Origin of the sequence: Pseudoalteromonas sp. H105 (genome assembly GCF_001469215.1) — a bacterium.
In the GTDB taxonomy this organism is placed as follows: domain Bacteria; phylum Pseudomonadota; class Gammaproteobacteria; order Enterobacterales; family Alteromonadaceae; genus Pseudoalteromonas.
This window is the reverse complement of the sequence record NZ_LOFH01000001.1, coordinates 203,138-227,024: the sequence shown is the minus strand read 5'-3', so window position 1 is coordinate 227,024 and position 23,887 is coordinate 203,138. Positions and strand designations below refer to the sequence as shown.

The window sequence follows — 23,887 nt, the reverse complement described above, 5'->3', positions numbered from 1 at the left end:
TTCAAGCCTGTAATCATTAACCTGCTTTATATCAAGCGTGTTAATTTAGATCTCTATCGAACTCAGTTGGCTTAACTCGTTTCTTACCCATTGAGCACCCAAGTAAAGCTCTAAATGCTTCTCTGCAAATTGCAAAAAACTTCGCGCAGCATGAGATAAATGGCGGTCAGTACGAATAACAAAATACCAATGACTGGCTAAATTTGTATCAACGACTGAAAGTACTTTGAATTCCCCCCCTTCATTGGGCAAGACATGACGAGATAATACAGCAATTCCCATTCCTGATGAGACCGCCACGCGAATAGCCTCGTTACTTCTCATTTGTACACTATCGCTGAGTACCAATCCCCTGCTTTGTAACTCACTCTCAAATAACATACGAGTGGCGGATCCTGGCTCCCTGAGTAAAAACCGATACGGCGTTAATTGTTCCAGTTTGATGTTTTGTTCTTTGGTCAGCGGGTGATCTCTCGGCACAATAAACTCCAGTGGATTATGTAGAAACCGAGCCGCTTTTGCATGTTCAAGTGATGGCGGGTGGCTAAATACATAAATATCATCTTCACCACGCTCAAAACGGGCTAATACTTCAGCTCTATTCCCAATTTCAAGCGGTAGCTCTACATGCGGATGACGATTACTATAGGGACCAAGTAACTTAGGTAAAATATATTGCGCTGTATTTACCATGGCTATTTTACATCGGCCTCTTTCGCCTCCTTTCAGTTCAGCTAAAAAGTCTTTGTAATCATCAAACTTACCAAACACTTGCTGACACGTTTTAAATAGTTCAACGCCCGCTTCTGTGACTGTTAGTTTTTGTTGATGCATTAATACCAGCGGCTCACCTACAGCCTCTTGTAATCGTTTAATTTGCAACGAAACAGTTGGTTGAGTTAAGTGAAGGTTACGCGCGGTCTCACTAATAGACCCTGTTTTTACAACACTCATAAATACTTCGAGTAACCTAAAGGAGATATGTCTAAGGTCCATACTAATCCAAAAATCGATAATAACTCATAGATTATAATCTATACCTGACTACTATTCATTTTATTATTTACTATGCAATTTTTTCTCTACAATAACGCCACTTCAAATTGAGAGGAAATCTACGTGCCTGATATTGTTGTTATGTTTTTTATCTTAGGATTGGTTGCTGGGCTTGTACGCTCAGATTTAAAAATACCCCAAGCCACATATGAAACACTCAGTCTATTACTAATGCTCACAATTGGTTTAAAAGGCGGCATGGTATTACATGGCAACTTAAACTGGCAGCTTTTACCAGAAATGGGGTCAGTAATACTATTAGGGGCATTCATCCCACTAATACTGTATCCGATTTTAAAATACATCGTTAAATTATCAGTCGCAAATAGCGCAAGCATTGCTGCACACTACGGCTCAGTTAGTGCTGGTACGTTTGCTGTCGCCCTTGCCTATGCTGAATCATCTCAACTAGTGGTTGGTGCAGAAGTAACACTCTATCTAGTGATGCTCGAGTTGCCAGCAATTATTGTGGGCTTGTTACTTTATAGGCGATTAGATAAAGATCACAATCGGGATAACGCGCTCCCCCTAAGTGCACTCTGGCATGAAACACTCACCAACAAAAGTGTCATTTTACTGGTTGGTGGCGTTATCATCGGTATGTTATACGGCACACAGCAAGGCAGCCAAGTCACCAGCCTATTAACCAGTAGCTTTAAAGTAGTATTAGCTCTATTTCTACTTGAAATGGGCTTAACTGCGGCTAAAACATTGCGCCCTATTCCATGGCATCATTGGCGAATTACTTTATTCGCTTTAATCACCCCATTATGTCTAGGTGTCATTGGCGTGTGTGTAGGCACATTGCTTAAACTTGAACTAGGCTCTGTCGTTGTATTAGCAAGTTTGGTTGCTAGCGCATCATATATCGCTGCGCCGGCTGCAATTAAAGCTGCTATACCCAAGGCAGATATAGGCCTTGCTATGCTTAGTTCACTCGGTGTCACCTTTGCATTTAACGTGACTATCGGCATTGGTTTGTATCATCAACTCGCTGAGCGTATGCAATAAACCACACAGTAAAACGCCACGTTTGTTGATACTCGCGTGGCGCTTTAAACACTTAGATTGGGCATTTACACTAAAACAATTAAAACCCTTAATAGTGCTTGTCAAGGTTACGAGAAACACTTAACCAATTTCTAGCGTCTTCAGAAGAGGAAAATATATGTGCACTCGTGTTCACTTTTTCCCTAAGAATAATTTCCTGAATACGGTTAGACACGACCACCGCCGATAAAACACACCTATTTTCATCGTACCAGCCATGCATTTCTTTACATTTATCAACAACACTCGGGCTTCCTAGCACTTCATTGTCCCAAATTTCCAGTCGTTTCCAGCTTTCACATGATCGGCCGTTAATAGCATTTTTTATTAACGCATTATAATAGTCTAACCCCTCATCATTGAATGGCCCAAAAGCTTCTATAATGAGTAAATCTTTATCCCAAGACAGTGTAACTTTTCCATGTAAATTCAAATAAACCTCTACGAAATAAGTAAGCATATTTTTTAATATAGTCGTTTATTATTAACTTTCCATCATCATAAAAATCGCTAAGACGATTTATCAACAAAAATACACTTCATCTATTAATAGTGCGCCAAAAAAGAAAAAACCACGTGAAGACGTGGTTTTTATCGATTAGATAAACACTTATTACAAAGATAAACTCTTTTTAGCACGGTTTAGGTTATGCGAAACCAATTTGCTGTTAGAGATTTGTACGGCTTCATATAAATCAGACAAGCCCGCAGTGTCATTTTTAGCCATAATACGTGATACGCCACGGTTACTTAATGCAAACGAAGTTAACTGACGAACTTTAAATTTTGGACCATCGCTGTCTTTTAATAATGCAATAGCTTGTGTACAAATGGCCTCTGCCTGCTCGTAATTTTTTAACTTAACGTTTGATACACAGCTATTAAATGACGCTTCAAGTTGCTGTGATGCTGTTGCCTGCTCAATAACCATTAACTTATAGTCACTACCACCTGCCATTGCAGCTGCTGAACAAGTTAAAAGTGAGCCAAGTGCGATAGATTTGATTAGTGAAAGTTTCATGCTTATATTCCTATTAAGTTACGTCGTCTTTGTTGCCGACAACTGAACTTTAGAGTGTTAGCTCAATTTCGACAAACGATAAAAACAAACCTAATAAGTGAATAAAATTAACCTATAGCTTCCGCCTAATTATAAAAATTAATTACTAATATTAATCAGTCTTGAACGTAACTCATTTTGTTATAACTATTCGTGTTTGCCTGAACAGACTTACCTATACTGGGCTGGTAATGTGGTTAAATAGCGCTAATTTTTATTAGCGCCATTTATTAATTAAGTCACTCTATTTTTAACTATGATAGGTAACATTTATGAGTTCATTGACCGAGTAAAAACACATTATCTGTGTCATTCAAATCAAGTACACCAATACAGCTATTACTTTCATCAGTCACCATCATTCGATCCCCCGCAACCCAAAAACTTTCAGTATAAACATCACCCTCTTCTAAAGTGGCATATACATAATTAAGTGCAGGTTCGCCTGTACTATTGTCAATCCAATAAAGCTTTACAGATTCACTCATGGAGTTAAAGACCTGAAGATTTGGTGCGTTATCAGATGTCCTCTCATATGGTACAGCCAGATCACAGCTTTGCATCTGCGCAGTTGCTTCAGGAATTTCGGCCGGTGGCGCTTCATCTAATGCATTGACAACCATTTCATCAGTTACTGTAAATTCATTGGTTTCATCGTTCAACAATGCAATACCTAAACAATTATCAGCACCATCAGTTAGCATGATACGGTGACCCACATTCCAGTTATCTGCGGTATAACGCTCATCTTGACCTAAAGTCATGTAAGAATTCCCCCCCTTTTCACCTGTATTCCTATTAAGCCAATACACGTTAACAAGCTTGTCAGTTGGATTTGTGATACTCAAACCAAGGGCGGGTTTAGACGAATTATAATACGTTTCAGCCAAACTACAGGTACCAAGCGTCCCTTTTTCAGGCCAATGTGGTAAATAAGGCTCTTCGGCAGTCACAATCTCTTCTGGTGCGGGTAAAGCAACTGTGCAGCCATCCCCCGCGCAAGCACTGAAATAGAGATCCAAAATATCTGCCCCAACAAAGTCCGATGCCACCGCTATATAGTATTTTCCAGATTCAGGCATACTGATTGTGCAGTTTTCTATATTCGTTTCTTCTGTTATCGACGTGCAGGTGAACTCTGTTTCGATTGCAGGATGAAATGCAGCCCCTTTTTTAACCCATAAGTCGACATTCCCAGACCCGCCTTGCGTTGCAAAAGTGATTGAAGGGAGTCCATCCGGTACTTCTACAGAAAACAACCAGCCGCCTCGCCCGCTTATCTGTTTATAGTCACCTAACGCAATAGCCTCTGCACTTTGTTCATATTGATCAACTAAATGTGTTGATAACCAGGTTGAAAATTCTGCTTGATTATCTGTTGCAATATTTTCAAGTAGCTTTTCAAAGTTATCCCATTCACCTGCGCGCATATGAACAAGCATTTGATAAACCAACTCAGGGTGATTTTCTATAAGAAAAGCTACAGCTAACTCCCCCCATGAATAGGCATCTGCGTTACCCGCAAAAATATCTGCTAATGAAGCAGTGTCACCATCATGAGCTGTAGAAACACGTGTGTAATATAATTCATTAAACGTACCAAGGTACTCGGCAAGTCCTTCGGTCCACCAATTTACACTACTTTTATAGGCACCTTCTTTATTATATCGACCATCTAATGCATGCACATATTCATGGGCAAGAGAGCGAATAACTGAACGTCCATCACTCCACTCTATCGCATCAAATGTCCAAATATCAGAGCTATGCCACCACTTTGTAGGTGAAGTCTCAAAATAAATTCCACTGGTATTATTGGTATTAACAAGGTGTTCAGCCCAAGCAGCGTGATTAGACAAGCTCGAGAAAATATGAATATTAGTGATCTCATTTAAGTCATTTGGCACTGCTTGTTGAAATTCTGGTGTAAGTCCCGAGTGGAGGGTTTCATCGAATAATTTTTTGGTTTGGCTGATCACATTACATGCATCGACAAGTTCAGCGTTTGACATGGCCTGTGCGCGGATCCTCACAGGCTCATCACACATCATATTTGCGCTAAATAAACCTGTAGTAGCAAACATTGAAGCATCAACTGCATCCCCCCCTTCGTATGCATCTATATAGATGTGGTATCTACCAGCCTTAGGTTTATCAATAATACAGGTTTCATTATTATTGCTCCCTTTATAGGATACGCAATCAAACACCCCATCAGCCCCCGCACTGGCTTCTTCCTCATATTTAACATACAAATCTGGGTCACCGAGATCTTTACCTTCTACCCCTGCAAATAAACTCACAACTAACGTTTCTGCCTCTTGTGGTAAATCAATGTAAAACGATAGCCCCTTGCCATCTTCAGAATTAATATTAGTTTTAACCACATCAAGTGCGAGAGCAAGCTCTTGTGCACTGGTGTAATCAATCTCTGGTTCAGTTGGCGTTGTCGTCACTGGAGAGGTTGGCTCTGGCAAGGTGTTCGTAGAGTCACTGCCACCACAGCCGGAAAGTGCACAGAGTATTGCACTGGTTAAAATCAATTTTCTAAAAGACATATGAGTTTCCTCTTATTATTGTATTTAAATTAAGATGCTGATAGCGATAATGTTTAATGACCAGGTAAACAGTACTTTAGGGCGTGTTCATTCCATAACTAGCCATAATCTTTAAGCCTCACTGAGTATTTTTACGCATACACAGAAAACCCAATTAACGCTCATACTAAGTTCAACACGGTATATGTAACACAAACATTGGTATAATGTAAATTGTATACAATATATTAATTGGCGTTTATAATCTAAACAAAATGAGGGCATGCAAAATGAGTTTTGCTTCAATTTACGTTGTAACAAGAAATGAATAATACGGTATCAAGCTGAAGGTAACGAGAAAGTAAGACGTGTACGAGGTGCTAAAAAGTAAAAACCACGTGGCTAACCGACGTGGCTTTCTAATAATAATTTCTAGGCTAGCTATTACAAAGATAAACTCTCTTTAGCACGGTTTAGGTTATGCGAAACCAACTTGCTGTTAGAGATTTGTGCAGCTTCATATAAATCAGATAAACCCGCAGTGTCGTTTTTAGCCATAATACGTGACACACCACGGTTACTTAATGCAAACGAAGTTAACTGGCGTACTTTAAATTTTGGACCATCACTGTCTTTTAATAATGCAATGGCTTGTGTACAAATGGCCTCTGCCTGCGTGTAATTTTTTAACTTAACGTTTGATACACAGCTATTAAATGACGCTTCAAGCTGCTGTGATGCTGTTGCCTGCTCAATAACCATTAACTTATAGTCACTACCACCTGCCATTGCAGCTGCTGAACAAGTTAAAAGTGAGCCAAGTGCGATAGATTTGATTAGTGAAAGTTTCATGCTTATATTCCTATTAAGTTACGCCGTCTTTGTTGCCGACAACTGAACTTTAGAGTGTCAGCTCAATTTCGACAAACGATAAAAACAAACCTAATAGATGAATAAAATTAACCTATAGACCTTAGTCTAATATTAAAAGAATTAACCTAGCGCATCCTTTGCTAAATAGACATATTAAAATTGTTAATACGTGACTCTCAAATGCCGCTATCATTTTCAGATTAAGCAAAGCATATTGTTTTCAATGAGGTAAGCACATAGCCTTTTTTGGAACTGTTTTACCCAAGCAAGAAAAAACAAAGTTGTGGTAAAGCCACTATAAACTGCCCTACCCATATGCCATAATCTAAGTAATTAATAAATTTAGTAACTTGGCGAAATATCAACCGCGCCAAGCTCACTTAAAAGGTTTTTAAATGGCTTATCAAGCGCAAAATCAAGCAACAATCTACTGGCACGATTATGAAACATGGGGGGCGAGTCCAAAAAAGGATAAGCCAAGCCAGTTTGCGGGTATTCGTACCGATCTTGATTTAAATATTATTGGTGAGCCACTAATTGAATATTGTAAACCTGTGGCGGATTATTTGCCTCACCCTGAAGCCTGTTTGATCACAGGCATAACCCCGCAAATTGCAATGCAAAAAGGCTTAGTTGAAGCGGACTTTATAGCCAAAATTCATGCTGAATTTAGTGTACCTAATACCTGCGTAGCTGGATATAACAGTATTCGTTTTGATGACGAAGTAAGCCGATATAGCTTTTACCGTAATTTTTATGACCCATACGAGCGTGAATATAAAAATAATAACAGTCGCTGGGACATAATAGATTTAGTTCGTGCCTGTTATGCACTGCGCCCTGAAGGCATTGAATGGCCATTAAAAGAAGATGGCAGCCCGAGCTTTAAATTAGAACATTTAACCGTTGCGAACGGCATTGAACACGCAGCGGCTCATGATGCACTGAGTGATGTAACGGCCACTATTGCATTGGCAAAACTTATAAAAGAAAAGCAACCTAAGCTCTACCAATTCTTTTTTAGCTTACGAAATAAAAAAGCCCTGGCTGAATTAGTTGATGTATTTAACATGACACCGCTGGTGCATACTTCATCGCGTATACCTGCTACGCAAGGCTGCACAAGCTGGATTGCGCCCATGAGTTTTCATCCTACTAACAAAAATGCCGTGGTGTGTTTTAACTTAACTGAAGACCCGCAGGTACTAATTGATTTATCTGTTGACGACTTAAGGACACGCCTTTATACAAAACGCACTGAACTTGGCGAAGGCGAGCTCCCCGTCGGTTTAAAGCTCGTACATTTAAACAAATGCCCTATTTTAGCGCCCGCTAAAACCTTATTGCCTGAAAACGCAGCACGACTTGGTATTGATAGAGAGCAATGCTTAAAAAACCTCGCCATATTAAAGGCCAGCCCTAGCCTACGAGATAAAGTGACCGAAGTATTTAACGACAGCCCTGACTACGGTTCAACAACAAATACTGATTACATGCTGTATGACGGCTTCACAAGTCATGCCGATAAAGCCAAGTTTGCCATTATACGTGATGCCAGCCCTGAGCAATTAGCGGGTATGCAATTAGATTTTGAAGATAAGAAATTTGATAACTTGTTATTTAAATATCGCGCCCGTAACTGGCCACAATCTCTAAATCAGGATGAACTAGAGCAATGGCGCCAATACTGCCAAAGCAAATTAATGCATGGTGAAGATCAACCGTCGATCAGCGCACAAGACTTTATGATTACACTTGAAAATCTCGCCCATGAACATGACGATAATGAAAAGAATCTAACCATTTTAAAAGCGTTATATAACTATGCTCAGAGCATGTAACAAAGCCATTTAATTGAATCAACCAATTGCCCTCACTTTATACAATGAGGGCAATCTGCGCATTATTTTTTATGTAACGCTTCAATGCGTGCAAGTAAGCTAGACGTGTCATAACGCCCACCACCAAGCGCTTGAACATCCGCATAGTATTGATCAACTGTGGCAGTCATTGGCAAGGTTGCCCCATTATTTTTTGCCTCATCGAGTGCGATACCTAAATCTTTTCGCATCCAATCCACAGCAAAACCAAATTCATACTCACCCGCTAACATTGTTTTATGGCGGTTTTCCATCTGCCAAGAACCTGCCGCACCTTTTGCGATAGTCTCGATTACTTTTTCACCATCAAGACCAGCTTGCTTGGCAAAATGCAGTCCTTCAGCAAGACCCTGCACAACACCTGCAATACATATTTGGTTTACCATTTTACATAGTTGACCAGCGCCTACTTCACCCAGTAATTGGCTAAAACGGCTAAACGCAGCCATTACGGGTTGTACTTTAGCAAAGACGGCTTCATCACCACCGGCCATAACCGTTAAAACCCCGTTCTCAGCGCCCGCTTGACCGCCTGATACCGGTGCATCAATAAACGCCACATGTTGAAGTGCCGCTTTTGCTGATACTTCACGGGCCACCTCCGCTGAGGTCGTTGTGTGATCAACTAAAATAGTACCCTCGGCCATACCAGCAAGCACACCGTCTTCGCCGTATACAACTGAGCGTAAATCGTCATCGTTACCGACACACATAAAGACAATATCAGCACCTTGCGCTGCAAGTGCCGGTGTTAGCGCGACCTCACCTTTGAATTGCCCTGCCCATTGCTGCGCTTTAGCCGTTGTACGATTATAAACCGACACTGTGTGACCCGCGTTAGCAAGGTGACCTGCCATGGGATACCCCATTACACCTAAACCGATAAACGAAACATTCATTGACATAAAATTGACCTATTTCAGTGGTAACTTAAAAAGATACTTTGATTATCTCAACCGAACAGACAAAAAGCGAATGAAAAAGACTTCATCAAATTTCTTCATGGACGGCAAACAATAGGTACACTATGGATAGCATATATCAATTCAGCGCTCCCCTTAATAACGGCGAAGATTTTGCACTGAGTCAGTTAAAAGGCAACACCGTATTAATCGTTAATACAGCCAGTAAATGTAGCTTTTCAATACAGTTGATGGCTTTAGAAAAACTATATCAGCAGTACAAACACCATGGATTTACCATATTGGCATTTCCATGTAATCAATTTGACCACAATGAACCCATTGAAAATGCCGATATAAAGCGCTTTTATCAAGAGCAATTCAATGTTAGTTTTCCTGTGTTTAGTAAAGTAATGGTAAATGGTCCAGACACCCACCCATTATTTAGTTACCTAAAAGCACAGACCCGAGGCATTGCGCAAAATCGTGCAATAAAATGGAATTTTACAAAGTTTCTAATAAACTCTCAGGGTCAGTTATCTGTGCGCTATGCACCGCGCACTAAGCCCGAAACCTTAAAAATGGTAATAGAGAGTACCCTTGATGAAGCAAACAACAATAGCGCTTTTCAGTTCGCAAAAATATGAGCACCCATTTTTTGACGCCTGCTTAGAAAATCAACCCAGTATTACACTTTCGTATATTGAGCAATCGCTAACAGAGCAAAGTGTTGTTTTAACCAAAGGGTTTGATGCGGTCTGTGTGTTTGTTAACGATGTGGTCAACGAGGCAGTGATAAACCAGTTAGCTGAACACGGTGTAAAATGCATACTACTTCGTTGTGCTGGGTTTAATAATGTAGATTTAGCAGCAGCAAAGCACCATGGAATCAAAGTGTGCCGTGTGCCCGCATACAGCCCTCAAGCAGTAGCCGAACACTGCATCGCACTGATGCTTACGTTAAATCGTAAAACTCATAAAGCATACAACCGCATACGTGAAGACAACTTTGATTTAAACGGCCTATTAGGCTTTAACTTATTCAAAAAAACGATTGGCATTATAGGTTGCGGTAAAATAGGTAAAGCACTGGTCAACATTCTTAACGGCTTTGGTGCCAATGTTTTAGTGTGCGACCCCTACGCCGAACAAGGTGATTATACCCTTTGCGACCTTGATACATTGCTAGGCCAAAGTGACGTGGTCTCTTTGCACTGCCCGCTCAATGAGCAAACACACCATTTAATTGATGAGACTGCCTTTAGTAAAATGAAGCCAGGGGTGATGCTTATCAATACTTCACGCGGCGCGCTGGTCAACAGTAAAGCCTGTATCAATGCACTCAAAAGTAAAAAACTAGGCTACTTAGGCCTCGATGTTTACGAGCAAGAATCAGAGCTCTTTTTTAAAGACCGCCGCGACGAAATCATGCAAGACGATATATTTTCACGTTTAGTGAGCTTTCCCAATGTATTAGTGACAGGTCACCAAGGCTTTTTCACCAAAGAAGCACTCACTGAAATAGCTCACACCACTATTAATAACGCGATTGAGTTTGCCAATAACCAACCGCTGAGTAATGAAGTGAAATAAGGCTAGGTGCTAGGTCAAAGATAAAAGGTTAAAGGTTAAAGGTTAAAAACCAAAGCACAAAAAATCAACCTCGTGAACTTTGCTAAGCCTGTTAAGTTACATCGGCTTCAAAAAAGGACAGACATATATTTCAACCCCGTTGGTATTGCGCATAAATTGTGACTGTCCTGTTTTATCAGAGCTGACGTTCCAACATATAATCAGCAATATAATTTAAAAAATTGGGAGCGGGTCCTCATGTTATCACCAATAAATAAACTGGATAAATACACAGTCTTACTGTTGTGCTCCCATATTCAAGAAAATGAGCGACGAGCGCATTTTCTCTTGCCTGACAATCTTTAGTACCAAGAAATAATTATAGCTGGCAATGAGTTAAGTTATTTGTTAAAAAAGACTTATTAAATACATGAGTGTGGCGTCGGCAGAAAGATGCGCGACGCGCGCACTATAAAATTGTTAAGCGTACGGAGAGTATGGGTAGGTTTCAATCAGCAGTTCATAATATCGGGCATCATGCTGTCAGTGGTCTCTGCAACATTTTAGCTGAAGGGTATGCTTTCTGTGAACGTGAAGGAAGAGAGATTCTAAAGATAGATCTCCTTAATTCAAATAGTAACGCTTCGAAAGAGCTCGATAACGAAATCAGACAATTAAGAGAAAAAGCCGTTTCAATTATAACAACCACATCTGGGACTTCCATAAATGACATTCAGGTTGCGGAGTTGTCAATTAATTACAGATTTAATGAAAAAGCTTACCAACTTCACAAAGCTCATATGGAAAACATTGGTGTTTGGTACGGGCATGACCCTCTATATGACGCAGTTTTAATTTGCAAACTGAAAAATGGTCGAGTTTCTAAAAGTGAATTTAGCAATAGAAATGTGCCCCAGTACGCTTAACAAAGTCGTAAACACGGACAAATAACAGTTGGCTTTGTTCGTGCCTCACAAATTTTAGCCAACTATTATTAGCCGGTTACAACTGCGTTGAGGCTGTAGAATTACTCTTTTTAAAGAAAATCAGCCTGTTTTATGGGTTCCAAATGCATTACCTAATGCTTTAAAAGCGCTTAGAGTTAATTACAGGAGCTCGTTTTTTAATTGAATTCGGCTGTTGGAGTTATTCTACAGTCTCGTTATACGTAAATGGAACTTCTGCAAATATGGATGATTTGAGAAATAAAGATGTACTTTTGATTTGGCCAGTATCTCTTATTGGTTTTCCAATCTTAAGCATTTTATTAACACTCACTTTAGGGTCTTCAGGCACTATATATTCAGGAGGGTTTACCTATATGGATTTCCCAGCTTTCACTAGACAGTTTTTAATTCAGAATAATACGCTTCTTCAAACTTAGCAGGTGAAACACCGCCTGTATGTGAGTGGCGCTTTTTTGGATTGTAAAACATTTCTATAAAATTGAATATCTCAGCTTTCGCATCTTCGCGTGTCGAGTATATCTTACGCTTAACTATTCGCTTTTTAATTGTCGCAAAAAAGCTTTCTGCAACTGCATTATCATGACAGTTCCCAGCTCGACTCATCGAAGGCATAAGATTATGTTCTTTCAAAAATGCGAGATAGTCAGCGCTACCGTATTGGCTACCTTGGTCACTATGTACCATTACCTCAGCCTTCGGTTGACGTTGATATACAGCCATCAACAGTGCATTTATCACCAACTGCTTATCCATATTTTTATCCATCGACCAGCCCACAATGCGCCGAGAGAATAAATCCATCACTGTTGCCACATATAAAAAACCTTCATAGGTTCTTATATAAGTTATGTCGCTCACCCACGACTGGTTCGGCGCTGGCGGGTTAAATTGACGCGCTAATAAGTTATCTGCAATCCGCGATGTCTTACCGCCTTTAAGATGGCGACGCTTATACCCTATTTGTGCTTTAAGCTTATGGTGTCGCATGATCTTAGCAACACGGTTTACGCTGCACCGCTCACCAGCTTCGCGCAAGTCTGCATGTATCCAAGGGCTACCATATGTGCCGCCACTGGCTACATAAAACGCTTTAATGAGCTTCAACAAGCGATTATCTTCAAGCGCTCTATTGCTTAAAGGCTTTTTTAACCACGCATAAAAACCACTGCGATGCAGCTTAAAAAGGCGGCACATCGTCGTAATGGAAAACTCATTTTGATGATCACGAATGAAGCCGTACTTTACTCGGGGTTGCTGGCAAAGTACCTTGCGGCCTTTTTTAAAATATCCCGTTCCTCCGTGACACGTTTCAATTGCGCTTCTAATTTAGCGATCTTCAATTTTTCATCGGATGATTGAACGGCTTCAGGTTTATCTGATAACTGGCTCCGCCAGTGATATAACGTTTTAGTAGAAATATCTAATCGTTCAGCGACTTCTGCGACTGAATATCCGCGCTCAGTAATTTGTTTAACCGCCGCTTCTTTAAACTCTTGGGTATAACGTTTGCCTTTGCTCATAAAACACCTCTTTTTTAGAAGTTACAATGTAACTCATTGGGTGTCTAGCAAACTATGGGAAGTCCACATAAAACACATGAAAAATGTGCAGATATACTCGATGACAAGAACAACCGAATAAAATTTTGGCAAATTGTCCTATCTGCTGTCACAACTACAGGCGTTTTTGCGGCAGTGTTTGGCGACCTTCCTGAAGTTGGCTATGTTTCAGCTTTGGTATCATTACTACTAACCATCATTAATAAGTATGTTAAAAAGTATGATCTCGGCGGTCTATCACAAAAGCACTCCGATGCTGCAAACACTCTTTGGAATATTCGAGAATCATATTTGTCATTGATAACGGATATGCACTCCGACATCATCAAAGATGACGAAATAAGGAAGATGCGAGACTCCTTACAGGCAAGCTTACATAAGCTTTATAAAGGTTCTCCAAGTACTAATATTGGAAAAGCTTACCAAAAAGCATCTGAAGCACTAAAGAAAAATGAAGAGCTAACTTTTAGTGATGAAGAAATAGATATGTTTTTGCCAAAATCATTACGGAAAACAAACAACTCCTAATTTGGTATAGTTTAGAGTGAAAGAGCTAGCTTATTTATGTCCAAAAACGAGTTTATCTGAACGTCTGTTTCTCGCTCATAGCTGCATGTCAGGTGGCTCTATACTTATTAAGCTACTTCAGATTATTTTGCTATCAACTGGTATACATAAATTAAATCGCCCCAACTTAACTGATATGTCATAAGTAGATTAGTACCATTATCATGGCGATATAAAAGATTAGTTTGAGTGATATCATTTAAGACTTTTTATTTGGATTAAACTCAGTATTAATCTTTCGTTGGATTTAAAAAATAGGTAACACTTTAAGCTGCTAAACTTAGGTAGCATTCGCATGATAAATTTGAAGATGACATTATAAAGTGCTCCCCTGCGGTTTCATTGAATCACAACACGTTAGAACTTTCAGCAAAGCTGACGTATTAACTCTTCAAACACTAATCCCATGCCATAGTTATTAATAACATTTGGGTGTAGGTCGGTTTTAACAAAATGTTTAGCTACTTTATAAAGTAGGTCGGCTTCTGCAAGCTGATCTAGGATGTTAAAAAAGTCAAAGTGCTCAAAAATTTCACGCGCATTAGGGCTAAACGATTGAATGTAGCTTTTACGGTTTCGTACTTTTCAAGCACGGCAGGTTTGGTGGCTTCAAGCACACACTCCAAACGCATTAACAGCGTAAAAGGAAGGATAATACGGCCATACTGAGATTGTTTAAAAATCACCGAAAAGTAAGTCAGCGACTGACCATAAAAAAGCAGCGGTTGAAGAGAAGTTGTTGTCTGTCATTTTGACCCTTTATTATTTTTTTCCATAACTTAAATTACCATATCACTAGATATGCTATTTTTTATAGATTTAAGGATTATTTACCAGCACTGAAGGCTGCACTCTTTAATAAGGCTATTGTAACCTTTATTGTGTTGCTTGGAAGAGAGTTTTTAAATTACAGTAGAAGCTTTATATTGATAATGACTGTATTAAACTAGGGTTTAAAAAAGAAGATACTGTTGGTTATGTTGAGTTAAAACCAAGCACTCGGTGGACCGCGCTGAGAATCAACCTTAAAAGCTCGCCATGAAATGAACGAGTGCAATCTTTGGCAGTAATAATTATGATCAAATACAGTTTGAACTATTAATGAATTTATCAAAATTAATTGATTTAAAACCCACAGTAAAGGGTACTCAACTTCTTTGTAAGCATATCTAAAAAAGCTTAAACTTTGACGGCAGTAGTAAGAGCGTTCATATTTGACTGTGTTCTTACTATACTTAGGCTGTTTAGGAGTCTGCGGTGTAGCAATTGCTAGTGCTTTTTCTAAAACAACTGTCATTTTTTGAAGTTTATAATTTAAATCCATATCCATCTAATTATCTATAAGCTAAATATCCGTTGTGATGAGTGATTGCATGAAACTACATCTTAGAAGGTTATTACCCTTCCTCTAAAATTAATAAATCAGTTTAGAGCAATATGAAATATATAAAGCAATCTAAACCCTTATTTTAATAAAATAAATTCTATTACAAGTTTTGCTATTCTGAGGACGGCCGCAAAAGTAATTTTACGTTTATTGTCCCCGTTTAATTTTTTCTCTGTTTTTAAAATCCTCCTGTTAAGTTTTAAAAGTGAAAGTACGCTCCATACAACTAAAGCCATTAAAGTAAAAATACTGCTAACTTCAATATTTGAAATTTTGTATTCAACAACTAATAGCCATAGGAGCAGCTTTAAAAAATCAATAAATTGTTTTACAGTTTTCCTCATCACTAAATCCTAGGTATGAGGAAAGGAACACTGACTTAATTAATTAACGAATATTAGCAAGATAGAAATATGGGTGGTTAAAAATAAATCAAGGGTAAGTTGTTATTATTTTGATATAAACATTTTTATTAAAGGGATAGCGTAGTATGTAGGCTAATCTATATAAGTTGGATGCACACTCACTGGGGTCGCGTCTTGCTTTTTGCCTTTGCTGCTCAAAAGACAAAATTAGGACTGAAATTAGCTTTAAAATATAAACCTTTCCTTTTTAAAATTATAAAAACATATAAATATCATTAGCTTGCAATATACATTTAACCTCGGTGCAGCACGATGTGCCTCTGTGATCTCTGTGGTAAATTTGAATTAAACGCCCTAAAGGACGACCTACAATTTAAACCAACCTACCACACGCGCCAGCAAGCTCAGCGCCTACGCTTGACAAGATAATAGGACAGGCACAATTTTTAGAAAATTAGCGTTCTCACATTCAACCTTGTGGCTGTCCTTTTTTATACATAAGTCCCTCTAATACGCCTATTTACATTTTGCAAATAGCGTTTAGTTTATTTACCTTGTTGATCACACCTAAATCAAACAGTTGCTCCGCTGTAGACTTGAGCAATTGCGTTTCTTCAGGCGTCCTATGCTGCTTAATGACCAAGTTTGCATAGCTAATTTTCAGCCGGTTTATTGCACGGGTTTTCTTTCTGCATTCAAAGCACTTTATCGCATGTGCATCAATCCAAAACTTTAATTGTTCAAACCAATATTGCTGCTCTTTAGCAAAAAATATAAATGGCCTGTGACAATCGACACACTGCTCTGCTATATCAATGTAGAGTTGCCTAGGATATACATTGTCACTTTGTTTTTCGGTTGCTGCGGGAATTGCTGTTTCTGGATAGTAACGCACATTTTTATAGCGCCAATGGGCATTGTCGATTTCTTGCTTTGTGTAACTATTACCTGAGGGAATTGGCTCGCTGCCATATAGTGGGTGGTTTACATAATTGGCCATAGCAGCTAGTTACCCAGCATTATAAGAGTGCCTAAAGCGCCTGCAGCCACACCTATAATAAAACCAACTACCCAGAACACAATATTTAATTTACTCAACCAAGGAGAAACAGCCCATTCTTCTGAGTCGTTTCTTAACTGTTTACTGTTATGAGCTTGCTCAACTGTGGGTCGTGCTGGCAGTTCACTGTCAGTAAGCTGTTTAACAGTCATCACAACTTGCTCAGCATTAACATGGTCACCATTGGCAATCGTTATATTTTCAATAATGCCATTGCAGTCGGCCATCACTTCTAACACGACTTTGTCTGTTTCAACATCAAATAACACATCACCAGCATAAACTAGCTGACCTTCACTAACATAAAGCTTAGCGATGGCTGCTGTGCGAATTGAGTCTGGGAAGACCGGTACTTTCACATCTATGTTCATAATTCCTCCTTGGATAAAACACCGACGGCTGTTCTATTACCCAAACGCGACATTAGCAAATACGGCGGTCATTAAAATTGGGCACACAAAGCGGATATACTGGGCAAACCAAAACTTAAAGCCACTGCTTGCTTGATGCAATTGGTTACCACGGCGCCACAACCAGCCTACCGTAACAAAATAAAACAAGCCCATTAATGGGAGTTGGTATTGCGTTAGCACCATAATCACTAAACCAAATAGCCAATCAAAATTAAAGATGATTAATGACGAGGCTGCAAGCACGGTGAGGCTCACAATAAAAGTCGCTGATTTACGTTCTACTTGATGGTTTTCAACTAAAAATGCAACGGGGATTTCGGTCGATGAAATTGTTGAGGTTAATGACGCTATCGACATTAAAACAAAAAACAATAAGCCTACCACTAAACCTATTTCACCCATGGTATTAAACAACTCTGGTAGAATTGCAAAAATAAGCTGCCCTTCACCAATGAGTTTACCGTCACTAAACACTTGTACACCGTTGTGTTGCGCCACATAAATAGCAGGGATAATTAACAAACCAGCTAAGAATGCCACGCCAGTATCAAGCAACGCCACCGAGGCCGTTAAGCGCGGTAAATTGGCATCAGGCTGTAAGTAAGAGCCGTAAATCATCATACAGCCTACACCGAGTGACAATGAGAAGAACGCCTGCCCCATGGCGGCTATTATCAAGTTTGGGTCGAGTATATGGCTAAAATTAGGCACTAAATAGGCTGCAAACCCTTCATTGGCGCCATCAAGGGTGGCAATGTAGGCAATCAGCCCAACTAATAAAACTAGTAGCATTGGCATCAAACGGCGTGACCAAGTCTCAATGCCCGATTTAACCCCTTTTAAAATGATACTGGCTGTTAAAATGAGCATTAGTGGCGTAAATACAAAATTACGCGCCATTGAGTCTGTTTGTAAAAAAACACTTATATCGGTAAAACCGAAGAAGGTAGTAATGGGCTCAAGCGCATAAGCAAGCATCCACCCTGCTACTATCGAATAAAAGCTTAGCATCACTATGGCACCCGCAAGGCCTAAATAACCCGCTGCCGCACCTACTTTTGGTGCTTGATCTTGCCATGCGTTTTTAAGTGCTTTAACTGGATTAGCTTGCGCTTGGTGCCCTAAATATAGCTCGGTGTATAAAGCAGGCACGGCCAATAAAAATATAACAATAAAATAAACCAGTAAAAACGCGCCACCACCGTGATTAGCCGCTTGGGTCGGAAAACCCCAAATATTACCTAAACCAACCGCAGCACCAGAAGCCGCTAAAACAAAGCCAAGGCGGCTTTGAAAACCATCACGCAATTGTGCCATACATCTACTATCTGTTATTATTTTTCATTAAGGTGAATTAAACCATATTTCATCGCGACTGAGTAATAAATTTGCCAATGCTGGGACAGACCATTATTAAATGTGCATTTTATACTCAGCTTTTATCTTTTCATTGCTAGCCATCTGGACTTTATGCCTAACCAATACTTCGAGCAGCACCTTACTGTAAACCCATTTAGTTTGCCTGATATTAATACGCAATGCGTTTTATTATTGAACGCTGAGCATATTAACCTTACTGATTTTTCATTAACTGATTTACTAAGCCCGTTTGAGCAGGCTGTTATTGAAAGAAGAAAAAGCAGTAAAGCAAAACAAGAGTATCTCGCCACGCGTTTACTGCTTAAATTTTTAGTTAAACACTGCTTTAGTGAATTTGCCGATACACCCGCTAATCATATAAGCTCTGAATTTGACGAGCGAAGCAGCAAGCTGTTATTGCATATTAAAAACACGAACACTGTTTTGAGTAGTTGTTTATCTCATTCGAATGGTTTTGTGGGTGCCGCGCTGAATATTGAACAGGTCGAATTTGGTTTTGATATTGAGAAGATAAGCTTAAAACGCCCGTTTGAGAAATTAGCTAAGCATTTTTATCATCAGCAAGAGGTCGACTTAATCACCGCAAATGAGCAATATGCCGCCCTACGGTTTTATAGAATTTGGACCTTAAAAGAAGCGCTGGCCAAGGCGACTAGCCGCCCTATTGCTCAACTGCTCAGTCCGCATGTATTCACCGAACTTAAAACCGCTCATTTAAATGCTAAAAGTGCTGAGTTTGAAGGCTTTGACATCTCTATCGTGAATAAAAAAAGCACTGACTGGCAGTGCTTTTATATAACTGATTTACACCAATTAAGCGGCGTTTTCGAGTTCAAGTAAACGGCTGTGAATGGCTTGCACAACTAAGTCTGATTCTGCTTGTTCTACTAAAAAGCATAAATTGTGCTTACTTGCACCATGACAAATTAACCGAATATTAAAATCGCTCAGCACATTCATTAAATTAACTTCTTGTTGGCGCAGCTGGATTTCAGAACCTATTAGCGCCACCAGCGTTAAGTTGTTTTCAACCGATACATGGCAAAATTCAGCAAGTTTATCTAAGCAATCTTGATCAAGTTCTGGCCGAGAGGCATTTGGTGCATTATCAAGGGTAATTGCGACACTGATTTCAGAGGTTGTTACCAAATCAACTGAAATATTAAACTCACTTAATATAGTAAATACACGGGCTAAGAAACCACTGGCTAACAGCATTTCAGGGCTTTTTAGTGTCAACAAAATTTGGTTTTTACGTTGGGTTACTGCACGAATACCGGGTACTTGTGACTTTTCTCGCTCGATCCACGTACCACCACGCTCAGGTTCACGGCTTGAACCTACAAATACGCTAATGTGGCTGCGGCTCGCGGGTAAAATTGTTGCAGGGTGTAGTACCTTTGCGCCAAAGGTCGCCATCTCTGCGGCTTCATCAAAACTCAAACGGGCAATGGGTGTGGCTTTGACACATAAACGCGGATCGGTGCTAAAAATCCCCACGACGTCAGTCCAGATATGTACGCTTTTCGCATTAACAGCTTCTGCTAATAACGCCGCACTGTAATCTGAACCACCCCGGCCAAGCGTGGTTGTTTGCCCATGAGCATCACAGCCAATAAAGCCTTGAGTAACCACAACATGTTCTTTTAATAATGGAATTAAATGCGATTTTGCCGCCATTGCTGTGGCTGCAACATCTGGCGTTGCTTTTGAAAACTGACTGTCAGTTTTTAACACGTGGCGCACATCGAAACGTACAGCATCCACACCTTTTATACGCAGAACTTGTGTAAATAAGTAAGACGATAAACGCTCACCAAAACTAAGCAACTCATCGTGTTGCTGTTTTGACTTTAATGCTTCACTGGCAAGTGATTTAAACGCTTTAATTGTTTCGTCAAATCCATGGGCTAAATCAGCATCAAGAGAGAGTTCATTCAAAATAGCGTCTTGAATAGCAATCACACCGCTAATGTGTTCACTGCGTTCTTGTGCTGTTAAGTCTTTTTTGCATAAAGCAACAAGGTGATTTGTTACACCGGCGCTGGCACTTACAGCCACAACGCGCACTGTGCTATCAGCTACAATAATGTCACTGCAACGGCTCATAGCGTCAAAATTAGCTACGCTGGTACCACCAAATTTAGCCACTACGTAATCTGATTTTATATTACTTAGTTGTTGCGTGTTATCTGTAACTACTTGGGAATTCATGTCGTCTCCTGTTGTGGCATTTAACCACGATAATACAAGAAGAACTTGGCAAGGGGGTGCTTGATTAGAAAAGTCCACTGCCAGAAGCTCTCCACCTAAATTGGTGACAGTTTTGAGGATTCAGCCCCATAAACCGAAAAACCACTGTGACGTCAGTTGTTTTTCTCGGCGAGTATTTCCCTCCTTAATGATCAAAAGCAGACGTCGCTTCACATTAAGTACCTAAATATCGCACCTCTTCTGAATGTTAGGTTAACAGCGATTAATTTGCGGCTAAAATAACAAAGCCCACTATAAAGTGGGCTTTGAAATCTATCGTTTAGACGTCTAGCTGTCAAGCAGTTTTATTCAATTGATTAAATAAAACCACCCGCAATATAAGAGCCTATATAACCAACCGTGTAAGCAATAAGCAAGTATAACGACATACGTAAATAACTCATAAACGTCAGTGCTTTTACTTTGCTCATCGCGATAATACCTGCCGCAGAGCCAATGATAAGCATTGAACCACCCACACCTGTGGCATAAGTAAACGACAACCATTGCTGCGGGCTCATGATAATATCTGCTTTAAGTAATGCTGCTGTCAGCGGTACATTATCAACGGCGGCTGAAAGAATCCCCATCAAATAGTTAGCATACTGTGCAGGCATTAATTCATATAAATGGGTAAATTTACTCAGCATCCCAACTTCTTTTAATGCGCCAACCAGGAGTAGCACACCGACAAAAAACAGTAAGGTGTCGTATTCAATCTCACGGATATAATCAATAATTTTTTTGTTTACATCTTTTTTGCGCATTAAGAACTGTGCTGTTAGAAACATTAGCGACAAACCAAACAAAAAAGTTAACAACGGGGGCACATGATACATTACACTCAATGTGAGCGTTGCGATAATGGTCGATAAGAAAATAACCGCAATGGTAATGTCGGTTTTTTCAATACGACGTTCTTCTTGCTTAGTAAATTCAACCGCGCCATTTAAACCAAACGACAGCATTATGGCCAGCAGTGCCACACTTGCCAATGCGGGTATGATAAGTAAAAGCAAATTAGCAATACTGACTTTACCATCAAGGAAGATCATTAAAGTGGTGACATCACCCGTAATCAAAGAAACGCCACCTGAGTTCACACTGAAAATAATGAGTGTTGCGTATTTAATCAACTTTTTCGGGTCAAGCTTTAACGACATCACCACCGCAAGTGAAATCAGCGTGGCGGTAATGTTGTCTGAAATTGACGAGAATATAAAAGAAAATCCACCGATTAAAAACATCAGCCTTCGTTCGCTAATTGCGCTTGGCATAACTCTGTGCACAATATTTTGGATAAAACCTTTGGAGTTCAAATAAGCGACAAAAGTCATTGCAGCCATTAAAAACAACCAGAGTGTGGCAATCTCTAAAATATTGTGATCAAGTTGATGTTGTATGTTTTCGGGGCTTAGCCCGTTGAGCGGCGAGATAAATAAGATAATCCAGCATAAAGTACCAAAAAAAAGCGTGGTTTTGGCCTTGTTTACATGGATAATATCCTCTATAACGATGAGCACGAATGCCAACGCTATCAGGGTTAGGATAATTGCAGATACCATGGTGTTTGAACAACCTTTATAAAAATGTAAAAATTGTATGTTACGCATCACTGATACGACACGGCGCGCAGTCTAGCACCAAAGGGTGTGTAAAACTATTATCAATTAACTATTTTATAACTAATCGCTAATACAGCCTAAATTAGAGTTACTGGAGCGTTATGATCCCAGCTAAAAAGTTACTAAATACTCTCACAGAGCACTGGGGAATGTTGGAACTGCTTTTTAAACGTTTTAAAATGGCAGATTTCAGCTTAAAAGACGTACAAAACGCGATCAAACAAAAACAACCAACATGGTCAAATGAGCGTATATACAAAGAAACAAACCGACTTTTAAACCAAGACATTATTATTCCTTTGGCGAAATCGTCACAACTTGAAATTAATCGTGCTATTGCGGATTTTGCCACTTTTTTATTGCAAGAAGAACACTTGGGGTTAGCGCAAGAAATTAGTGTTTTAGTAGATGATTTAGCACGTTTAGGTGACCGGCTAGCCAATGCCGGTGATATTGAAGATTACGATGAGTTACGCCGCTTTAGCCGTATTATGGATGATCGGGTTCGAAAAATCATAAAGCTCTTCACTCACAACGAAAATGCTATTTTAAACATTGTGGAACACGCTAAAGCAAATAATGCTGTGCAATCACTGCAAAAACGTTACAAAGCCGTGATTGAAGCCTTTGATGAATATATAGAACCTATGCTCGAAATGGTTGATATTCGTGGCGATTTCCATGCCTGCTTTAGTAAGATTGAAACCCAAATAAGTGAACAAATAGCGTATATTGAACGCTCAGGTAAAGCGTACCAAGATAAACGCATGCTAGAGCAATTACGTACGCGAATTTTAGAAATGCACCTTGTTGGCCGTGAAAGCTTGCGTAAAAGTGCCGATATGTTGATGCCACTGCGTGAAGAGTTACGTCGCAATAACATGATCACCCGCCAAGCGGCAAAAGTACTGGGGTTGATCCGAAAAAATGGTGTAGATAACATGCTAAGCAGTGTGCAACCGCACTTTGTTTCTGACGCACAGCGTTTTTCGTTGGGTCAGCAGCGCCATATGGTGGCTTACATGGCCGGTTTGGTGGAGTTTGAACACACTGAATATGAATTGCCTGATCAGCAAGATGTGCCCGCTTATGTGACGCCAAATATTCCTGATTATAACACTGTTAAAACCAGCTTTAAAAAACGCATTAATGCCAAGCGTAAAAAGCCAGAGCCTTTATTAACTTTTCTGGGGGAAAGTTACCCAGAACTTGACGCTGATGAAATGCTGTTTTTATATCAAAAACTCGTTAGCGATACTGATATTGAAATCAGCCAAAGTGATGAAAAAATGCGAGTTAAAATCGCAGGACAACACTTTTCGCTCTTTCCATTTAATACCAAGCCTGACTCAGAACAAAAACAAACAGGGAATGAGTAAC

At 39.7% G+C, this 23,887-nt stretch carries 22 protein-coding genes, 1 pseudogene and 1 riboswitch; of the genes and pseudogenes, 8 read left to right on the top strand and 15 right to left on the bottom strand.

Annotated elements, in window-relative coordinates:
• Positions 1-45 precede the first annotated feature (45 nt).
• Complete coding sequence (locus ATS75_RS00985; RefSeq protein ID WP_058558564.1) at positions 46-996, bottom strand: LysR family transcriptional regulator; 951 nt, start codon at positions 994-996, stop codon at positions 46-48.
• A 123-nt stretch (positions 997-1,119) separates the two neighbouring features.
• Between ATS75_RS00985 and ATS75_RS00980 the strand changes: the two genes are divergently transcribed.
• On the top strand, positions 1,120-2,067 hold the full coding sequence (locus ATS75_RS00980; protein ID WP_058558563.1) for a sodium-dependent bicarbonate transport family permease: 948 nt from the start codon (positions 1,120-1,122) through the stop codon (positions 2,065-2,067).
• An 88-nt stretch (positions 2,068-2,155) separates the two neighbouring features.
• Here ATS75_RS00980 and ATS75_RS00975 read toward each other — a convergent pair whose 3' ends face one another.
• The 4 genes from ATS75_RS00975 to ATS75_RS00960 all read right to left on the bottom strand — a co-directional run bounded on the left by ATS75_RS00975 (position 2,156) and on the right by ATS75_RS00960 (position 6,555).
• The gene (locus ATS75_RS00975) at positions 2,156-2,539 is read right to left on the bottom strand and encodes a hypothetical protein (protein ID WP_152996163.1); all 384 of its coding nucleotides are present in this window, start codon (positions 2,537-2,539) and stop codon (positions 2,156-2,158) included.
• A 180-nt stretch (positions 2,540-2,719) separates the two neighbouring features.
• A complete protein-coding gene (locus tag ATS75_RS00970; RefSeq protein ID WP_058558561.1) occupies positions 2,720-3,127 on the bottom strand; it encodes a hypothetical protein in 408 nt (135 codons plus the stop codon).
• A 317-nt stretch (positions 3,128-3,444) separates the two neighbouring features.
• Positions 3,445-5,724 (bottom strand): collagenase, encoded by a 2,280-nt coding sequence (locus ATS75_RS00965; protein ID WP_058558560.1) that lies wholly within the window; start codon positions 5,722-5,724, stop codon positions 3,445-3,447.
• A gap of 423 nt (positions 5,725-6,147) precedes the next feature.
• Complete coding sequence (locus ATS75_RS00960) at positions 6,148-6,555, bottom strand: hypothetical protein (RefSeq protein WP_058558559.1); 408 nt, start codon at positions 6,553-6,555, stop codon at positions 6,148-6,150.
• 416 nt (positions 6,556-6,971) lie between these two features.
• On the opposite strand from ATS75_RS00960, the gene sbcB reads away from it, so the two are divergent.
• A complete protein-coding gene (gene sbcB, locus ATS75_RS00955; RefSeq protein WP_058558558.1) occupies positions 6,972-8,417 on the top strand; it encodes an exodeoxyribonuclease I in 1,446 nt (481 codons plus the stop codon).
• A 62-nt stretch (positions 8,418-8,479) separates the two neighbouring features.
• Here sbcB and ATS75_RS00950 read toward each other — a convergent pair whose 3' ends face one another.
• Positions 8,480-9,361 carry an NAD(P)-dependent oxidoreductase gene (locus tag ATS75_RS00950; RefSeq protein ID WP_058558557.1) on the bottom strand — a complete coding sequence of 294 codons (882 nt, stop codon included), beginning with the start codon at positions 9,359-9,361 and terminating at the stop codon, positions 8,480-8,482.
• A gap of 122 nt (positions 9,362-9,483) precedes the next feature.
• Between ATS75_RS00950 and ATS75_RS00945 the strand changes: the two genes are divergently transcribed.
• The 3 genes from ATS75_RS00945 to ATS75_RS00935 all read left to right on the top strand — a co-directional run bounded on the left by ATS75_RS00945 (position 9,484) and on the right by ATS75_RS00935 (position 11,856).
• Positions 9,484-10,005, top strand: a complete 522-nt coding sequence (locus ATS75_RS00945; protein WP_058558556.1) for a glutathione peroxidase — start codon at positions 9,484-9,486, stop codon at positions 10,003-10,005.
• Positions 9,962-10,951 carry a 2-hydroxyacid dehydrogenase gene (locus ATS75_RS00940; protein WP_058558555.1) on the top strand — a complete coding sequence of 330 codons (990 nt, stop codon included), beginning with the start codon at positions 9,962-9,964 and terminating at the stop codon, positions 10,949-10,951. The genes ATS75_RS00945 and ATS75_RS00940 overlap by 44 nt, the downstream gene beginning before the upstream one ends.
• A gap of 476 nt (positions 10,952-11,427) precedes the next feature.
• Positions 11,428-11,856: a hypothetical protein gene (locus ATS75_RS00935; protein ID WP_058558554.1), complete on the top strand. Its 429-nt coding sequence runs from the start codon at positions 11,428-11,430 to the stop codon at positions 11,854-11,856.
• A 414-nt stretch (positions 11,857-12,270) separates the two neighbouring features.
• Here the strand turns inward: ATS75_RS00935 and ATS75_RS00930 are convergent.
• A protein-coding gene (locus tag ATS75_RS00930; RefSeq protein ID WP_152996162.1) for an IS3 family transposase occupies positions 12,271-13,418 on the bottom strand; the annotation gives its coding sequence in 2 pieces (ribosomal slippage) (positions 12,271-13,181 and positions 13,181-13,418; 1,149 coding nt in all).
• A gap of 54 nt (positions 13,419-13,472) precedes the next feature.
• On the opposite strand from ATS75_RS00930, the gene ATS75_RS00920 reads away from it, so the two are divergent.
• Positions 13,473-13,985 carry an SLATT domain-containing protein gene (locus ATS75_RS00920; protein WP_152996161.1) on the top strand — a complete coding sequence of 171 codons (513 nt, stop codon included), beginning with the start codon at positions 13,473-13,475 and terminating at the stop codon, positions 13,983-13,985.
• Positions 13,986-14,383: 398 nt separating this feature from the next.
• Here ATS75_RS00920 and ATS75_RS20555 read toward each other — a convergent pair.
• From ATS75_RS20555 to ATS75_RS00895, 6 genes and pseudogenes are all read right to left on the bottom strand, one after another.
• Positions 14,384-14,774 (bottom strand): annotated as a pseudogene (locus ATS75_RS20555) (type I restriction-modification system subunit M N-terminal domain-containing protein); the annotation flags it as partial.
• A gap of 235 nt (positions 14,775-15,009) precedes the next feature.
• A complete protein-coding gene (locus ATS75_RS00915; protein WP_058558551.1) occupies positions 15,010-15,354 on the bottom strand; it encodes a hypothetical protein in 345 nt (114 codons plus the stop codon).
• Between the two features lie 134 nt (positions 15,355-15,488).
• Entirely contained in the window at positions 15,489-15,755 is a 267-nt protein-coding gene (locus ATS75_RS00910; protein ID WP_058558550.1) for a hypothetical protein, read from the bottom strand.
• A 541-nt stretch (positions 15,756-16,296) separates the two neighbouring features.
• Positions 16,297-16,776 (bottom strand): zinc-ribbon domain containing protein, encoded by a 480-nt coding sequence (locus ATS75_RS00905; RefSeq protein ID WP_058558549.1) that lies wholly within the window; start codon positions 16,774-16,776, stop codon positions 16,297-16,299.
• A 5-nt stretch (positions 16,777-16,781) separates the two neighbouring features.
• A complete protein-coding gene (locus ATS75_RS00900) occupies positions 16,782-17,207 on the bottom strand; it encodes a biotin/lipoyl-containing protein (RefSeq protein WP_058558548.1) in 426 nt (141 codons plus the stop codon).
• Between the two features lie 36 nt (positions 17,208-17,243).
• On the bottom strand, positions 17,244-18,566 hold the full coding sequence (locus tag ATS75_RS00895) for a sodium-dependent transporter (RefSeq protein ID WP_058558547.1): 1,323 nt from the start codon (positions 18,564-18,566) through the stop codon (positions 17,244-17,246).
• Positions 18,567-18,719: 153 nt separating this feature from the next.
• On the opposite strand from ATS75_RS00895, the gene ATS75_RS00890 reads away from it, so the two are divergent.
• Positions 18,720-19,469: a 4'-phosphopantetheinyl transferase family protein gene (locus ATS75_RS00890; protein ID WP_058558546.1), complete on the top strand. Its 750-nt coding sequence runs from the start codon at positions 18,720-18,722 to the stop codon at positions 19,467-19,469.
• On the opposite strand, the gene lysC is transcribed toward ATS75_RS00890, so the two are convergent.
• Both lysC and nhaD read right to left on the bottom strand, forming a co-directional pair.
• Positions 19,443-20,843 carry a lysine-sensitive aspartokinase 3 gene (lysC, locus tag ATS75_RS00885; protein ID WP_058558545.1) on the bottom strand — a complete coding sequence of 467 codons (1,401 nt, stop codon included), beginning with the start codon at positions 20,841-20,843 and terminating at the stop codon, positions 19,443-19,445. The two genes, ATS75_RS00890 and lysC, sit on opposite strands and share 27 nt — an antisense overlap.
• Positions 20,844-20,919: 76 nt before the next feature.
• A riboswitch (Lysine riboswitch) is annotated at positions 20,920-21,091 on the bottom strand.
• 108 nt (positions 21,092-21,199) lie between these two features.
• Positions 21,200-22,447 carry a sodium:proton antiporter NhaD gene (gene nhaD, locus ATS75_RS00880; RefSeq protein ID WP_058559056.1) on the bottom strand — a complete coding sequence of 416 codons (1,248 nt, stop codon included), beginning with the start codon at positions 22,445-22,447 and terminating at the stop codon, positions 21,200-21,202.
• A 161-nt stretch (positions 22,448-22,608) separates the two neighbouring features.
• Between nhaD and ATS75_RS00875 the strand changes: the two genes are divergently transcribed.
• On the top strand, positions 22,609-23,886 hold the full coding sequence (locus ATS75_RS00875) for a hypothetical protein (protein ID WP_058558544.1): 1,278 nt from the start codon (positions 22,609-22,611) through the stop codon (positions 23,884-23,886).
• Position 23,887 lies beyond the last annotated feature (1 nt).

Bases quoted from the DNA above. Each gene is read 5' to 3' on its own strand.
- lysC (WP_058558545.1), bottom strand. From the start codon at position 20,843: ATGAATTCCCAAGTAGTTACAGATAACACGCAACAACTAAGTAATATA.
- ATS75_RS00935 (WP_058558554.1), top strand. From the start codon at position 11,428: ATGGGTAGGTTTCAATCAGCAGTTCATAATATCGGGCATCATGCTGTC.
- ATS75_RS00875 (WP_058558544.1), top strand. From the start codon at position 22,609: ATGATCCCAGCTAAAAAGTTACTAAATACTCTCACAGAGCACTGGGGA.
- sbcB (WP_058558558.1), top strand. From the start codon at position 6,972: ATGGCTTATCAAGCGCAAAATCAAGCAACAATCTACTGGCACGATTAT.
- ATS75_RS00940 (WP_058558555.1), top strand. From the start codon at position 9,962: ATGAAGCAAACAACAATAGCGCTTTTCAGTTCGCAAAAATATGAGCAC.
- ATS75_RS00920 (WP_152996161.1), top strand. From the start codon at position 13,473: ATGGGAAGTCCACATAAAACACATGAAAAATGTGCAGATATACTCGAT.
- ATS75_RS00915 (WP_058558551.1), bottom strand. From the start codon at position 15,354: ATGGATATGGATTTAAATTATAAACTTCAAAAAATGACAGTTGTTTTA.
- nhaD (WP_058559056.1), bottom strand. From the start codon at position 22,447: ATGGTATCTGCAATTATCCTAACCCTGATAGCGTTGGCATTCGTGCTC.
- ATS75_RS00965 (WP_058558560.1), bottom strand. From the start codon at position 5,724: ATGTCTTTTAGAAAATTGATTTTAACCAGTGCAATACTCTGTGCACTT.
- ATS75_RS00950 (WP_058558557.1), bottom strand. From the start codon at position 9,361: ATGTCAATGAATGTTTCGTTTATCGGTTTAGGTGTAATGGGGTATCCC.
- ATS75_RS00970 (WP_058558561.1), bottom strand. From the start codon at position 3,127: ATGAAACTTTCACTAATCAAATCTATCGCACTTGGCTCACTTTTAACT.
- ATS75_RS00960 (WP_058558559.1), bottom strand. From the start codon at position 6,555: ATGAAACTTTCACTAATCAAATCTATCGCACTTGGCTCACTTTTAACT.
- ATS75_RS00890 (WP_058558546.1), top strand. From the start codon at position 18,720: ATGCCTAACCAATACTTCGAGCAGCACCTTACTGTAAACCCATTTAGT.
- ATS75_RS00945 (WP_058558556.1), top strand. From the start codon at position 9,484: ATGGATAGCATATATCAATTCAGCGCTCCCCTTAATAACGGCGAAGAT.
- ATS75_RS00900 (WP_058558548.1), bottom strand. From the start codon at position 17,207: ATGAACATAGATGTGAAAGTACCGGTCTTCCCAGACTCAATTCGCACA.
- ATS75_RS00910 (WP_058558550.1), bottom strand. From the start codon at position 15,755: ATGAGGAAAACTGTAAAACAATTTATTGATTTTTTAAAGCTGCTCCTA.
- ATS75_RS00985 (WP_058558564.1), bottom strand. From the start codon at position 996: ATGGACCTTAGACATATCTCCTTTAGGTTACTCGAAGTATTTATGAGT.
- ATS75_RS00895 (WP_058558547.1), bottom strand. From the start codon at position 18,566: ATGGCACAATTGCGTGATGGTTTTCAAAGCCGCCTTGGCTTTGTTTTA.
- ATS75_RS00905 (WP_058558549.1), bottom strand. From the start codon at position 16,776: ATGGCCAATTATGTAAACCACCCACTATATGGCAGCGAGCCAATTCCC.